Here is a 14,441-nt window from a genome sequence, read left to right as displayed (position 1 = left end):
CATGAAGATTGGCGACAAGTTGATCGGGCCGGGCCACCGCCCGTATCTGATTGCCGAAATGTCGGGCAATCACAATAATTCGCTCGATCGCGCGCTCGAAATCGTCGACGCCGCCGCAGCGTCGGGCGCCGATGCGATCAAGCTGCAGACCTATACTGCCGACACGATGACGTTGAACCTCCGCGCGCCGGGTTTCGTCATCGACGATCCAAAGAGCCTCTGGAACGGCCGCCAGCTCTACGAACTCTACGACGAAGCGCATACGCCATGGGACTGGCATGGCCCGATCATGGAGCGCGCCGCGTCGCACGGCATCCATTGTTTTTCTTCGCCGTTCGACGCGACGGCGGTCGATTTCCTCGAAACGCTGAACGTCCCGGCGTACAAGATCGCCTCGTTCGAAATGACCGACGTCCCCTTGATCCGCAAGGTCGCGGCGACCGGGAAGCCGATGATCATATCGACCGGCATGGCGAGCGCGGCCGAGATCGGTCAGGCCGTTGCGACAGCGCGCGAAGCCGGCGCCGAGCAGATCGTCCTGCTGAAATGCACCAGCACTTATCCGGCGACGCCAGAGAACAGCAATCTTGCGACCATTTCCAACATGCGCGATACCTTCGACTGCGCGATCGGATTGTCGGACCATACGATGGGTTGCGGCGTGGCTGTGGCGAGCGTCGCGCTCGGCGCATGCCTGATCGAGAAGCATTTCACCTTCGCCCGCGCCGATGGCGGCGTCGACAGCGCATTTTCGATGGAACCCGCCGAATTCAGCCTGATGCGTGAGGAAGTCGATCGCGCCGCTATGGCGATCGGCCGCATCACTTATGGCGGGACCAAGGCCGAAGAGGCGTCGAAGCAGTTCCGCCGATCCCTCTATATCGCGCAGGATATGAAGGCGGGCGACGAACTGACAACGAGCAATCTCCGGCTTGTCCGCCCGGGTTTCGGTTTGCCGCCGAGCTTCTTCGATGCACTGGTCGGCAAGCGCGTCGCGCGCGACCTCGTCGCCGGAACGCCCGCCAGCTGGGACATTCTGGTACCATAACGGTGGCATGCCGCGCGCTGCGTGGCTAAGAGAGCCGTGGTTTAGCCGCGATCAGGCGCACAGGGGCCAACATGTCGAATACGAACGAGCATTGGAAACGCTGGGCCGAGCAGGACCCTTATCATGGCGTATTGGGTCGCGGCTTCGGTGTCGGCGACATCGAAAAGCCCGAAGTGCGCGACTTGTTTTTCGCGCAGGGCGAACGGCACATCGACCAGGTGCTGCACACTGCTCGCGAACTGGGTGACGTGCGTATGCAGTCGGCGCTCGACTTCGGCTGCGGCGTCGGGCGCCTGCTTCGCCCGCTGTTACAGCGCTTTGAGGCCGTTGCCGGCGTCGATATCGCGCCGCGGATGCTCGAACTGTCGCGCGAAAATTGCGGAGAGGGCGATAGACTGACACTCGTCGACAATCTCGACGCGCTTGAACGCGAAGGCCGGCAGTTCGATCTGGTCCACAGCTATATCGTCCTCCAGCATATCAAGCCCGCCGTCGGCCTGACGATCATGGAACAATTGATCGGGCTGACCCGACCGGGCGGCGTCGTCGCCCTGCACTTCACCGTCGGGGATATCCGCAAGCGGCGGAGGCTGCTCAACCGGTTCCGCTACCGGCTCCCTCCGCTGCACTGGGCCTATAACATAACGACCGGCAGGCCCTGGAATCTGCCGCTGTCGGAAATGAATGCCTATCCGATGCCCGAAGTGCTCGCACTGTTCCGGAACAAGGTGTCACCCGCTTTCGCCGGATGGTCGGTGGACCAGAACGGACATCAGGGAATGATGATCGTTGCAATCAAGTCGGACGGCGGGACCTGATCGATGCTTTATCGCCCCCTGTTGGTCGGTGCGGCAGGACTGGCCGGATGGTTCTTCATCTGGCTCATCGCCCCCCTCGAAATTGCATTTCCGCTGCGCACGAACACCATGGTGTTCATCGCGCTCAGCTATTTCTTCTTCGCGGTCGGTTGCCTTTGGGCCGAACATAGCCAGGTCGATATCAAGGCGCTGTTGCAGCAGAGCCGTCCTTGGCAGGGCGAGTTGTTGTCCGGATTTTTCTGGCTTTCCTTCATTGTCGGCGCCGCCGCGATGGGACTGCGCTTCTTCGACCGCGTGGTGATCCGGGGGGTGTCCTACACCGCCGATGCCGACCAGGTCCGCGATACGCTGTCGAGCACCGACTTTTCGGGGGCGTCGGCGGTCGCGAGCGTCATCATGCCGTTTTGCTTCATTCCACTGATCCTGCTGCTCGCCTCGAAATGGCGCCCGCAGCACTGGTTCAAGCTCATGCTGGCGGGTATCCTCTTCTGCCTGCCCATGCTCGAGAGTCTGGCACAGGCTTCGCGTTCGATCATGCTGTTGACGATCGTCATGGCCTTCTTCTCGGTCTGCCTGATCAAATTCGACGGGCAGGTTTTTCACCGCCGCCTGATCCTCCCGACCGTCCTCGGCATTTTCCTTACCCTTGCCGCTTCGACGGTGATCTTCTCGTCGCGGCTCGAAAGCTATGGACGCAATCTCGACGAAAGCGTGGTCAACTCGGCTTACGCTGCTGCGTTTACGTTGAACAGCAATGCCAAGGCAGGGCTGTCGTCGCCCAACCCGATCGAAGAGGAATATTATCGCGCGATCCTGCCGAACTCGATGTATTATCTTTCGGGCATCTATGAATTCGACCTGGCGCTGAACCGGCCCGACGAACAGGTGTTTGGCTATGGCGCCTATATCTTCTATCCCTATTCGCGCGTCCTTGCGCTCGCGCTCGGGACCGAAAGCGCCTCGATTTTCGAGGAAGACGAACTCATCTATCGAACGGGCGTCTTCACATCCTTCTTCGGCCCCCTATGGGTCGATTTCGGATATGCGATGTTCCCGATCATGATCCTGATCGGATTCGTCATCCAGCGCCTGTCGCCGATGGTAGCAGCGGGGCAGATAAACATCCTCCCGCTATATCTTTTCTGTCTGGTTGTCGTGTTTTACATGCCGGTGTTCAACTTCCTCGTCAGCGGGTTCGGATTCTTCATTCTGCACGGTTTCGCGATCTTCGCGATCTTCTCGAGCTTTTCGTCCGAGACTGCGGGCAACACCAACGGAACGGCCGCCAACGGTCATGGCGGCATGCGCCCGATCGTGGACTGATCGTGCGGCTCGCTCTTCGCAGGACCATCTTCGGCGTGATCGGCTTCTGGCCGGTGCGCGCGCTCATTCGCCTGTTCGATATTTCGGTGCGGCGGATATTGTGGATGTGGAGCCATCTCCGTCTGGCTGCGCTGATCCGCAATCAGGGCACCGGATGCGTGTGCCACTGGAATGCAGAGATCAAATATCCCGAGCGGATCGAACTTGGCGATCGCGTCATTATCGGGCTGAACGTGACACTCGGCGCCGCGGGGGGCATCCGGCTCGGCAATAATGTCCGGCTGTCGCGGGATGCCATTCTCGAAACCGCGGGGCTCGATTTCAGTGGCGGTGAACCGCCCTACCCGCATATCCACGCCCCTATCACGCTCGAAGAGGGCGTATGGGTCGGCGCGCGCGCTATCATCCTCGGCGGGGTGACGATCGGTCGCAACGCGGTCGTCGCCGCCGGCTCGGTCGTGACAAGGGACGTGCCGCCGGGGGTTACGGTTGCCGGTATTCCTGCCCGGCCCATTGGAAAGCCTGCCTGATGTCACTCCGATTCAAGCTCCACCAGCTCATGCGGATCGCGGGCGATACCCGCTACCTGCCGTTCCTGCTCCAGCGGCGCGTCAAGCGTCCGGCCTGGCGCGACCGGCTCGGTGCGATGGTGGCGAACCGGCGACCGGGCAAGGCTTGGGCTGATCGTCTCGACCCCGCCCTTGCCGCGGATCTCGAAGCGAACGGGATCAGTCAATTCGGCCGCCTCCTGACGCCCGAACAGATCGCAGACGTCCGCCGCCATTTGGAAGCCGTGAAGATCGCGGACCCCTATCAGCCCCAGTCGACGGCCTTTTTCCCGATGGCCAACGACCGACCGCCGCGCACGCACGTCGCTTATCATGAGCCTGCGGATGTCCTGGCCGCGCCGCACCTTCTCGCACTGGCGAACCGCCCCGAGCTTCTGGCGCTCGCCGAGACCTTTCTCGGCTGCAAGCCGACGATCGGCTATTTCGCCGCTTGGTGGAGCTTCGCTGCGCATGACGGCGCACAGGCGGCAGAAATGTTTCACCGCGATGTCGACGACCTTAAATTCATCAAGCTCTTTGTCTATCTGACCGATGTCGACGACCGGCGTGGACCGCACGTCTACGTGCGCGCATCGAGCAAGGTTACCAAACTCGACGCCATTCGCCGTTTCGACGACGCCGAGGTGGAAGAGGCGTTCGGGAAAGAGGCCATCATGGTCCTGAAGGGCGAAGCGGGCGAAGGCTTTCTCGAAAACACCTATGGCATCCACAAGGGGACACCGGTCGAGGAAGGCTATCGCCTGATGTTCCAGGCGGTTTATACGCTTATGCCGCTTCCTTACGCGCCACGCCGCCCGGTTGGCGCGCTCAGCGCGTATCAGCAGATCGCCGGGGTCGAACTCGACCCCTTCGTCAACCGGCTCTATCTGGACGCATCGCGGTGAGGGCCAAGCGGCTGCTGCGCGCGCTGCTGCTGTTCGTGCTGCCCTCGCCGCTGGCGCGGATGGCCGGCAATGCGCTTGGCTACCGGATCGCACCGACCGCAAGGATCGGGCTGTCGTGGATCGATGCCGACGCGCTGACGATGGCTGAGGGCGCCTACATCGGCCATTTTAACCAGTTTCGGGGACCCTTCGCGGTGGAAATGGCCGCGAACGCTAAAATCGGCCACTTCAACACGCTTTCGCGCGCGTCGATGATCGTGTCTGTCGGGCCTTCGACATTGACCCTCGGCATCTGGTCGGCGGTGACCGCGCGACATCGGCTCGATCTCACCACCTCGATCCACATCGGTGACTACAGCACGATTGCCGGCACAGGATGCCAGTTGTGGACGCACGGCTATGTTCACGAAACCGAGGGGCTTGGCCGCTATCGCATCGACGGCGCGATCCACATCGCCGACAATGTCTATATCGGGTCGATGTGTTTCATCTCGATGGGGGTCCGCATTGCCAAGGGTGTGATCGTCGGTGGCGGCAGCTCGGTAGCAAAAAACCTTCTCGAACCCGGGCTATATGTATCGTCGGCGCTGCGCATGCTGCCTCGTCCGGGCGATCCCGACCAGCGGCCGGACCTCGAACGACTCGACGCCTCGCTTTCCTGCGACCAAGTTTACAGAAAGCGCGACGGGGTCTAGCCAGACCTCAACGACCGACCATGCCGCGCACGATATTCTTTCTGGCCAATTTCGGCCTGTCGAAGGTCGCAATCTATGCGATCCCGCTGCTCATTGCCGCGGTCGCGCCGCCCGAAGTCTATGGTGCGATCGAATTTGGCTGGGCGTTCGCGCTCCTCGCCGCGGCGCTCCTGTTCAGCGCACCGCTCGGCGGCATCAACCAGCGCTATATCGTTCAGAAGGATCGCCGTGTCTCCGACGAGTTGGCGCTCACTGCCTTTATCGGCGGCGCAATCGCGATCCTGCTATGGGGCGGCGCCGAGCCTCTGGGCGCACGCCCCGAATGGGCCGTCGCGCTGGCGTCGCTAGGCGTCGCGACGCTTCACAATGTCGCCTCGACCCTGTTCCGCATGCGCGGCGACCGGACGCTGACCGCATGGTTCGATGGCACCGCCACGATTGCCGCAGCGCTGATTGTCGGCGCATTATGGTTGGCGCAGCCGGCGATGACGGTGCATGGCCTAGGCGTGGCCTATGCCTTCGCGGCCGCGGGGATCGCAGCGGGCGGGCTGGCGCTTTTCCTTTGGCTCCGCGAAGCGGGACTGATGGGCCGGATCGCGCGGTCGTGGACGATCGGGCTTCCGATGCTCGTCGGCGGCATTCTTGCGATGTGGCTCGGCGTCGGCGGGCGCATGATCGTCGGCTTCGTCGACGCCAGCTACGTCGCCGCCTATAGCGTCATGTTCCGCGTCGCAGGACTGGCGCTCGGCATCCACCAGCTCGCCATCACGGCGCTTTACGCCCGGCTTTATGGGGCGCGCACGCGCGAGGCTGATCGCCTGCTGCTGCCGTTTCTCGCAGGGGTCGGCGCGCTGACCGTCCTGATCGCGCTTGCAGCGCCGCCGCTGGTCCACGTCATCGGATTCAAGGCGCTGCACGACGGCGGCGAAGCGATGTTCCGCAAGGCATTGCCCATCGTCTGCATCCAGGTCTTTTTCTGGATCGCCTTCGCGATGCTGCAGATGCGCATCAACCGATCGGGGCTGGCAGGTCGCGCGATCTGGCCGGTGCTCTGGGTCACGCTCATCGGAACCGCCGCCATCCTGGCGAGCGCAAAGCTGTTTTCGTTGGGGCTGGTCGGTCTGTGCTGGGGCATTGCCCTGCACAGTGCGGCCTATTTCGTCGCCGAATGGCTGGTTCTGGTCCGGGCGCGGCTACCGCATCGCAAGGTCGGGCAATGCGCTTTGGCGTTCGGCCTGCTTCTCGCCGTCATCGCGCTCGTCAACCAGATGCTGCAGCCGGCCATCTGAACGCGGCAATCCCCGCGAAGGAGTTCATGTGAAAATCGTCCAGTGGGCCAAATATTATCCCCCCGAATGGGGCGGAATGGAGCGGGTTACCTACGACCTCGCCGCCGGCTGGGCGGCCGACGGGATGGAATCGGTCGTCGTCGCCTTCACCAAGGGGGCGTCGGCGGGCTCTCGGGTCGACGAGGGCGTCCATATTCATCGCCACCCGCTGAGCGTGAAGCTCGACACGCAGCCCGTGTCGGCAGGATGGATCGCCAATGCCGTGCGGCAGGCACGCGATGCCGACGCGATCATCGCGCACGCCCCCAATTTGCTGATCCTTTTTCCCATGCTTTTTCTCTGGCTCACCGGATTGTTCGGTGCGCGGCGTCCGCAGCGCATATTGTTCTGGCACAGCGATATCGTCGGCAAAGGGGCGCTGGGATGGATCGCGCGTCCGATCGAGCTTCTTCTCGTCGCGATTTCGGACGATATCATCGCGACCTCGCCCCCTTATGCCGAATATTCCCCTATCCTGTCGCGTCATGGACAGAAAACGAAGATCGTTCCGCTGGGAATCGACGATCCGGCGCCGGAAGATGACGAAACCGGACCGGCGATTTCCGGGCAATTGGCAGATTTCATAGGGGATCGTCCGCTCGCCCTGTCGGTCGGGCGGCTCGTTCCCTACAAGGGCTTTCATGTGCTGATCGAGGCATTCGCCAAACTGCCGCCGACTAGGTCCCTCGTCATCGTCGGCGAAGGACCGCTTCGTGCGGACCTGCAAAGCGCCATCGATCGCGCCGGTGCGGCCGACCGGATCTTGCTCGTCGGCTCGCTGGCGCATCGCGAACTCGCCGCATTATATCGCCGCTGCGACTGTTTCGTGATGTCGTCGCTCCAACGCTCCGAGGCGTTCGGAATGGTCCTGCTCGAGGCCATGAGCTACGGCAAGCCGGTCGTCGCTTGCGATATAGAGGGATCGGGCGTTCCGTGGGTCGCGGGCGACGACGGGGCGGCGGAGGTGGTGCCGATAGAAAGCCCCGACAAAATGGCCGTGGCGATCGAGAAAATCTTGTCCAACAAGGAACTCGCTGCAGACATGGCGCGTTGTGCTCGCCAGCGTTTTGAACGGCTTTTTACCAAGGAACAAATGCTGCGCGGGGTGACATTGCTGTTGACCCGAAATGCGGCTAACGGCTAACGGAGCGCTCCAGGGTGCCATCAAATGAAGACTATCGACGCAGCCCGGATATTTCCGACATCTGTTTATTTTTGAATAGAAAAGAAGGGGAAGTTGGTTGACCCCATCAACCACCGCTGATGCAGATAGCAAGCAGCAGGCACGCTCTTTTTACCCGTATCTGACCGCGCTCGGCCTCGCGCTGAGCCTGACGGGATGCGCCGGGCAGAAGCTGAAGGTCGATCCGGCGGTGACCGTCGCACCCGAAGCGCTCGCGCCGTCCAACCAGGCGGAGGTCGTCGGCGAAGGCGTGGGCGAATCCTACCTTATCGGCGCGCTCGATATCCTGACGGTCCGGGTCATCGGCTATCCCGAATTCGACGCGCCCGAAGCGCAGGTCGACTTCAGCGGGCATGTCCAGTTGCCGCTGGTCGGATCGATGCCCGCACTCGGCCGGTCGCCGCAACAACTGTCGGGCGAACTCACCACCGCTTTCGAGCAGACCTATCTGCGCAAGCCGAAGGTGTTCGTGACGGTCAAGGAGATCAAGAGCCGCTTCATCACGATCGAGGGCGAGGTCAAGAATCCGGGGCTGATCCCCATACCGACCAACCTTACCCTGACGCGCGCGCTGGCGCTCGGGCAGGGCATGACCGAATTCGCTGCGCCGAACAAGGTGGCGGTCTTCCGCAAGGTCGACGGTAAGCAAATGGCGGCGATCTTCGATATTCAGGATATCCGGCGCGGGGCCTATGCCGATCCGCTCATTTATCCCAATGACGTCGTCGTGGTCGGCACGTCGCAGGTTCGCCGCATCTTCCGTGACATCATCCAGATTGCGCCCTTTGTCGCAGTTTTCCGTCCTTTTGGATAATCAGACATGACATCCTCGACAAAAGGCGCCGCAGCCGGCGCCGCGGCTCAGCCCACCCAGGCGCTGGAATTCGGCGGGGTTGCCGGCAACGCGCTGCGCAACCTGCTCCATCTGCTTTTCAAGCGGCTCTATCTCGTGCTGTCGGTCTTTGCGTTCTGCATTCTCGCCGCCATCGCCTATATGCTGCTCGCGACGCCGACCTATCGCGCGGTCGCGCTGATCGAAGTGTTTCGCGACAGCTCCGACCAGCCAACCGCGACCAGTTCGGACCAGCGGCCGGTCGTTGCGATCGACAATGAATTCTACGAAACGCAATATGGCCTGCTGCGCAGCCAGGCGACCGCACGCGCTGTGGTCCGCAAGCTCCGCCTGAAGGACAATAAGGACTTCTTCCCCGACGCCGGGACGAAGGTCACCTCTGCGAGCGAACTCGCGGCGCAGGAAATCGCGCTGACCGAGAAGTTGCAGAAAAACCTGCAGATCGTTCCCGGGCGGCAGTCGCGACTGGTGGAAATCCGCTATCTCGACCCGAACGCGAAGCTCGCGGCCTCGATTTCGAACGCCGTCACCGACAGCTATATCCAGGCGAACTTCGACCGCCGCGTCCAGCGCAGCGAATATGCCCGCTCGTTCCTGACCAAGCGGATCGACGACCTGCGCCTCCGCCTCGAGGAGCAGGAGCGGCGCCTGATCGAATATGCCGCCAATGCCCAGATCGTTTCGCTGCCCTCCAGCCGCTCGACGGACAAGGGCGAAGGCGCGACGCAGACCGCGGGCCAGTCGCTCGCGGGATCGGAACTGCAAGCGCTCAGCGACGAACTCGCGAAGGCGCGCGCGGACCATGCGGCGGCGGCGGGCCGGCTCCAGGCGCTCCGCGCTGCGGGCGGCAAATCCTCGCCGGAAATTTTCTCGAACAACGCCGTGAACGGCCTGCAACAGCAGCGCGCCCTGGTTTCGAGCGAAATCGCGCGCATGTCGGTCCTGTTCGACGATGATTATCCGCCGCTGGCGTCGAAGCGCGCCGAACTGCAACAGATCGACAACCAGCTGAACGGCCTGTCGTCGCAGATCCTCCGCGGCGTGCAAACCGAAGCCGAGGGCGCGGCCGCCCGCGAGCGTTCGCTCGAGGCGCGGGTCGACGAGCTGAAGTCGCAGCTGATCGGCGTGACCCGCTCCAGCGTCGGCTACAATATCCTGCAGCGCGAAGTGGACACCTCGCGCATCCAGTACGACAGCCTGCTCCAGCGGTTGAAGCAGCTCAGCGTCGAAAACGATATCGGCGCGTCGAACGTCGCCATCATCCAGCGCGCCGATCCGCCGCTCAAGCCCTTCGCGCCGAACAAGCAGCAGATCCTCGTGATCGGCATCCTGCTCGGCCTTGCGCTGATGTGTGTCGCCGCGATCGCCGCCGAACTGCTCGACACGAGCATCGCGTCGCCCGAAAGCGTCAAGACCCGCTTCACCGATCCGCTCATCGGCATCCTGCCGCCTGCAAAGATCGACGATACGGTCGGGCTGCTCACCGATCCAAAGGCGGCGCTCACCGAAGCCTATGTCTCGATGGTCGCGAACTTGCGCTTCTCGACCACCGAGGGCGCGCCGCGCACCATATCGGTGACGAGCTCCAAGCCGTCGGAAGGCAAGTCGACGACCTCGATCGCGCTCGCGACGCTGTTTGCCCGGCAGAACGAACGCGTCCTCCTGATCGACGCCGACCTTCGCAAGCCGAGCCTGCACAAGAAGCTCGAGCTTCCGAACAAGGCGGGCTTCGCGAACCTGCTGACGGGCGACAAGGACATCGACCGCCTGCTGACCAACCTCGACCGGGTCCCCGGGCTGCAGGTCCTCACCTCGGGCCCGATGCCGCCGAACCCGGCCGAGCTCGTGTCGGGCGGCAAGCTTGTCGAACTGATGAACGAGCTGGGCCAGCAGTTCGACCGCGTGATCGTCGACTGTCCGCCGGTACTCGGTCTCGCAGACGCTCCTCTGCTTGCGCGCTCGACCGAGGGCACCGTCTTCGTCGTCGCCGCGGGCAGCACCCGCTTCGGCGAAGCGTCGCGCGCGATGGAACGCATCCGTTCGACCGGTGCGCATATCGTCGGCATCGCGCTGTCGAAATTTGCACCGCGCACCTCGCGCTTCGACGAATATGGCTACGGCAGCTATAGCTATTATACCTATAAATCGTCGGAGAATGATTGATCAGGCGCGCCCGGAACGATCCGGGCGCGACCGTTGCGACAGATGAACCGATCGGCTAGGCAAGCGATATGATGACGAGACGCCTGTCTTCCGCAAGAATCGCCGCATATCTTGCACTTGCGATCGTTGCGGCGCTCACCGTCTGGAACGGCGTCGGGCACTGGCTGTTGCGATCCAACCCTGCCGCCGCGCCCGCGATACTCGGGGGCGAGGAAATCCGGCAGGTTCGTCTTGCCGAAATCGCGCTCGCGCAGGTCGAAACGCAGCCTGCCAACGCGAAGCGCCTGCTGGCGGATGCAAGGGGTCATGCCCGCGACGCGCTGGGACGGTCACCGCTGGTTCCCGGCGGTTTCGGCGCGCTGACCTATGCCGAGGCGCTCGGCGGGAACCAGAAACAATTGGCAAAGCTCATTGCGGTGCAGCCCGATATCGGCTGGCGCGATCAACTTGCCCTGATCGGCAAGCTGATCCAGCAGGCCCAGTTCGGCGACCGGCGCGGCGTCGGCCAAACGATCGACGTGTTCCTGCGCGGCACGCGGCGCCCCGAACAGCGCGTGTTTCCCTTTTTGGTGCGGCTCGCAACCGATCCGCAATTCAATACGGAACTTGTCGGCTTGCTCGAGGCGCGACCCCACTGGCGCTCGCGCTTCCTCCATCATCTGGGCGGCGAGGCTGCTTTTGCGCCCGTCGCGGCCAATATCTTCGACGGCCTGCTGGCTCGTTCGGACAAGTTGACGGCGAGCGAGACCGAGAATTTTTTCTGGGTCAATCGCTACACCCTTCCCGCACGTGACCAATATCGTCGCTGGCAGGCCATTTTTGCACCGTCGGCAGCGAATAGCGGCATTCGCGATGGCGATTTCGCCCGCCTGACCGGCGTCCCGCCCTTCACCTGGTCAATACGGCAGGACGGCGGAGCCTTCATCCGGCTCGAGGCGGCGGAAGGCGGTCGCCATGTGCTCGCCGCGACGATCGACGGCACCGACGACACGCCTGTCACCGGACAGCAGATGCTGCTCCCCGCCGGGGGCTGGACCGTCAACCTCGTCGCGCGGACCGAAACCAACTCGGGTGCGCCGCAAGCCGTGCAGCTCGGCGTCACCTGCCTCCCGAGCCGGACCAGGATCGCGCAGAAGGATTTCAACATCGGCAAGGACAATGCGCCGATCGCCTTCGCCTTCGCCGTTCCCGCAAGCGGGTGCGACGCGCAGGAGTTCGAGATCACGGCCAAACGCAGCGCCGAAAACTATCCCTATAATCTCTTCCTCCAAAGCGTGAGTGCGAAGAAAAGCTCATGACGTCCGGATCGAAAACCATCGATATCCGAGCCCATTTCCTGGCGCTTTGCTTCGCTGCGATGCTCCTGCTCGGCGGCTCGGCGCAATTTTTCATGTCGAACGACATGCCCGGCCGCCTCGCGGCCTGCCTCGCGCTGTTCCTGATCCTCTGGCATCATCTCCACCTGCGGGTCGATCGCTTTTCGCTCTTGCTGCTGGTCGGGATCGTCGCATTGCCGCTCATCCAGCTCGTGCCGCTCGGCATGGGGCTCTGGGACAATATTCCCGGTCGGCAATCGCTCCATCAGGTGCTGGTCGCGGCTGACGTCGACGCGGCGTACAGCCAGATCAGCCTTGCGCCGGCGCGAACGATCGATGCCGTCCTGTTCCTCGTAACGGTCGTGGCGGGTTTCGCGCTCGGCAACGCGCTCTTCGGTCTCGACCGCTATATATTGTTCAAATATATCGTCGCGATCGCGCTTCTTTCGGCCGCTTTCTCGGTGGTCCAGCTGATACAGGGCGAAGGCGGCAGCGCCTATCTCTACCGTATCACCAACGAAGGCTCCGCGGTCGGCATCTTCGCCAACCGGAACCACAATGGAACCTTGATGGCCGTCGCGATCGCGAGCCTCATTCCGCTCGTCATTCTGGAAGCGAACAGGCCGCACCCGGCATGGCTCCGGGTCTTGCTGATGCTGGCCCTTTCCTTGACCTTCCTGATCGTCGCAATGGCGACGCAAAGCCGCGCCGGGGCGGCGCTTGCCGCCGGCGCATTCCTCCTCCTGCTCTGGCAGACGCACGCCCTGCGCTTGCTGCGCGGTGCGATGTCCGCGGAAAACCTGACAGGCCGGCGTTCGGCGTCGCCAAAGCTGGTCCGGGCGGTCGTGATCATTTCCCTGGTAGCGATCGCGGCTTTCCTGATATGGGCCATCGCGCTCAGCGGCATTCAGGACCGTTTTACGCGCGCATCGGTCGAAAATTTCAACCGCAGCGAAGTCTATGCGCTTACCGGCAAGGCGATTGCCGACAATTGGCTCACCGGGACAGGGATCGGCTCATTCCAATGGGCCATCCTGCCCTACGAACAATTTTCGCAGATCAGCTTTGCCTACTGGAATCATGCGCACAGCGACCTGTTGCAGCTGCTCATGGAGGGCGGCGTTCTGGCCGCCGTGCTGATGCTGCTGTTCGGGCTCTGGCTGGTGCAAACGGTCGTCGCCATCTATCGCGCGACCGAGGCGGGAAGCGCGGCGCGCGTCCACTGCTTCGCGATGACGCTGATCGTCGTCCTCTTGCTCGCGCATTCGCTCGTCGACTATCCGCTGCGAACCGCCGCGTTCGCGGCGATACTGGCGATGGCGTGCGGCGACCTTCTCGCCAGCAAACTCGAACTGCGGGCGACGGCGGCCGCCTGATCGGGTCAGCGTTCGCCGGTCGCGAGAAACCAGCGTGCGTCGTCTTCGAGACCGATCGCGGTCAGTCGCCCCGTCGCATAGGCGCCGGTGTCGATCCCGATGCGGTTGGGCTGTTCGTCGACTTCTTCGCTGATCGTGTGGCCATAAATGACCATCGCACCGAAATCGCCCTTTTCGCGCAGGAAATCGTCGCGAATCCATCGCAGGTCGCTGGCCGACTGGCGGTGGAGCGGCACCCCTGCCCTCAACCCGGCATGGACAAAGACATAATCGCCGATTTCGATATAGTCCTCGCCGGAAGCCAAATAGTCGATATGCGCCTGCGGGACACAGGTCGGCGCGATCTCGGCCAGTTCGCCAAAGCTGGCGCCGTCGTACAGCGTATCGTTGCACAAATAGCTGCGAAGCGTGGCATCGCCGCCGATCCGGACGAAATAGCGCATGCGCTGCACATCGCCCGACAGCGCAGCCAGGAAACATTCCTCATGGTTGCCGACAAGCAGCCGGACGCGGTCGAACGGCGCACCGAGCAGGCGGGCGCGTTCGACGACCTCGCGCGACGAAGGTCCCCGGTCGACGAGGTCGCCCAGCAGGATCAGCGTTGTCCGCGCGGGCCCGCGTCCGGCATTGTCCGCAAGGATGCGTCCGATCAGCTCCTCGAACAGATCGTCGCGGCCATGGATGTCGCCGATGGCATAAACGCGTTCGCCAACCGGAATTCGCGGTTGGCGCAGCGGCGGCGCCACTTCCTTGCGTTTGAACAAACCCAACAAATCCATGTCCTCGCGTCTTCGCGTCGGGTCGAGCCTCGCTCGTCAGTCTTATAAACCCGGACGGCGCGCGCGGTTGCATGCCCAACGAAGCCGGTCAAGCCCGGAATCGCGT

Annotated in this window: 13 protein-coding genes; 12 read left to right on the top strand and 1 reads right to left on the bottom strand. The window is 62.9% G+C overall.

The annotated features are described in order from the left end of the window. The first annotated feature begins 1 nt into the window (after position 1). From pseI to VGU00_RS15045, 12 genes are all read left to right on the top strand, one after another. Positions 2-1,048 (top strand): pseudaminic acid synthase, encoded by a 1,047-nt coding sequence (pseI, locus tag VGU00_RS15100; protein ID WP_327469941.1) that lies wholly within the window; start codon positions 2-4, stop codon positions 1,046-1,048. A gap of 71 nt (positions 1,049-1,119) precedes the next feature. Further along, positions 1,120-1,866, top strand: coding sequence for a class I SAM-dependent methyltransferase (locus VGU00_RS15095; RefSeq protein ID WP_327469939.1), 747 nt, complete (start codon positions 1,120-1,122; stop codon positions 1,864-1,866). A 3-nt stretch (positions 1,867-1,869) separates the two neighbouring features. Then, entirely contained in the window at positions 1,870-3,189 is a 1,320-nt protein-coding gene (locus tag VGU00_RS15090; protein ID WP_327469937.1) for an oligosaccharide repeat unit polymerase, read from the top strand. Positions 3,190-3,191: 2 nt separating this feature from the next. Beyond that, positions 3,192-3,719: an acyltransferase gene (locus tag VGU00_RS15085; protein ID WP_327469935.1), complete on the top strand. Its 528-nt coding sequence runs from the start codon at positions 3,192-3,194 to the stop codon at positions 3,717-3,719. Then, positions 3,719-4,642 carry a hypothetical protein gene (locus tag VGU00_RS15080; RefSeq protein ID WP_327469933.1) on the top strand — a complete coding sequence of 308 codons (924 nt, stop codon included), beginning with the start codon at positions 3,719-3,721 and terminating at the stop codon, positions 4,640-4,642. Before VGU00_RS15085 ends, VGU00_RS15080 begins: the two co-directional genes overlap by 1 nt. 35 nt (positions 4,643-4,677) lie before the next feature. Beyond that, positions 4,678-5,337, top strand: a complete 660-nt coding sequence (locus tag VGU00_RS15075; RefSeq protein ID WP_327469931.1) for a hypothetical protein — start codon at positions 4,678-4,680, stop codon at positions 5,335-5,337. Between the two features lie 20 nt (positions 5,338-5,357). After that, on the top strand, positions 5,358-6,626 hold the full coding sequence (locus VGU00_RS15070) for a hypothetical protein (protein WP_327469929.1): 1,269 nt from the start codon (positions 5,358-5,360) through the stop codon (positions 6,624-6,626). Between the two features lie 28 nt (positions 6,627-6,654). Further along, on the top strand, positions 6,655-7,809 hold the full coding sequence (locus VGU00_RS15065) for a glycosyltransferase (protein ID WP_327469927.1): 1,155 nt from the start codon (positions 6,655-6,657) through the stop codon (positions 7,807-7,809). 97 nt (positions 7,810-7,906) lie between these two features. Then, positions 7,907-8,662, top strand: coding sequence for a polysaccharide biosynthesis/export family protein (locus VGU00_RS15060; protein WP_327469925.1), 756 nt, complete (start codon positions 7,907-7,909; stop codon positions 8,660-8,662). Positions 8,663-8,668: 6 nt separating this feature from the next. Further along, the gene (locus tag VGU00_RS15055) at positions 8,669-10,864 is read left to right on the top strand and encodes a polysaccharide biosynthesis tyrosine autokinase (protein WP_327469923.1); all 2,196 of its coding nucleotides are present in this window, start codon (positions 8,669-8,671) and stop codon (positions 10,862-10,864) included. A 68-nt stretch (positions 10,865-10,932) separates the two neighbouring features. Beyond that, entirely contained in the window at positions 10,933-12,162 is a 1,230-nt protein-coding gene (locus VGU00_RS15050) for a hypothetical protein (RefSeq protein WP_327469921.1), read from the top strand. Continuing rightward, on the top strand, positions 12,159-13,556 hold the full coding sequence (locus tag VGU00_RS15045) for an O-antigen ligase family protein (protein ID WP_327469919.1): 1,398 nt from the start codon (positions 12,159-12,161) through the stop codon (positions 13,554-13,556). Before VGU00_RS15050 ends, VGU00_RS15045 begins: the two co-directional genes overlap by 4 nt. Positions 13,557-13,561: 5 nt before the next feature. On the opposite strand, the gene VGU00_RS15040 is transcribed toward VGU00_RS15045, so the two are convergent. Continuing rightward, on the bottom strand, positions 13,562-14,335 hold the full coding sequence (locus VGU00_RS15040; RefSeq protein WP_414713549.1) for a metallophosphoesterase family protein: 774 nt from the start codon (positions 14,333-14,335) through the stop codon (positions 13,562-13,564). Positions 14,336-14,441: the final 106 nt, after the last annotated feature.

It is taken from the genome of Sphingopyxis sp. (genome assembly GCF_035944815.1).
GTDB lineage: Bacteria > Pseudomonadota > Alphaproteobacteria > Sphingomonadales > Sphingomonadaceae > Sphingopyxis.
This window is presented reverse-complemented; position numbering and strand designations above follow the sequence as displayed.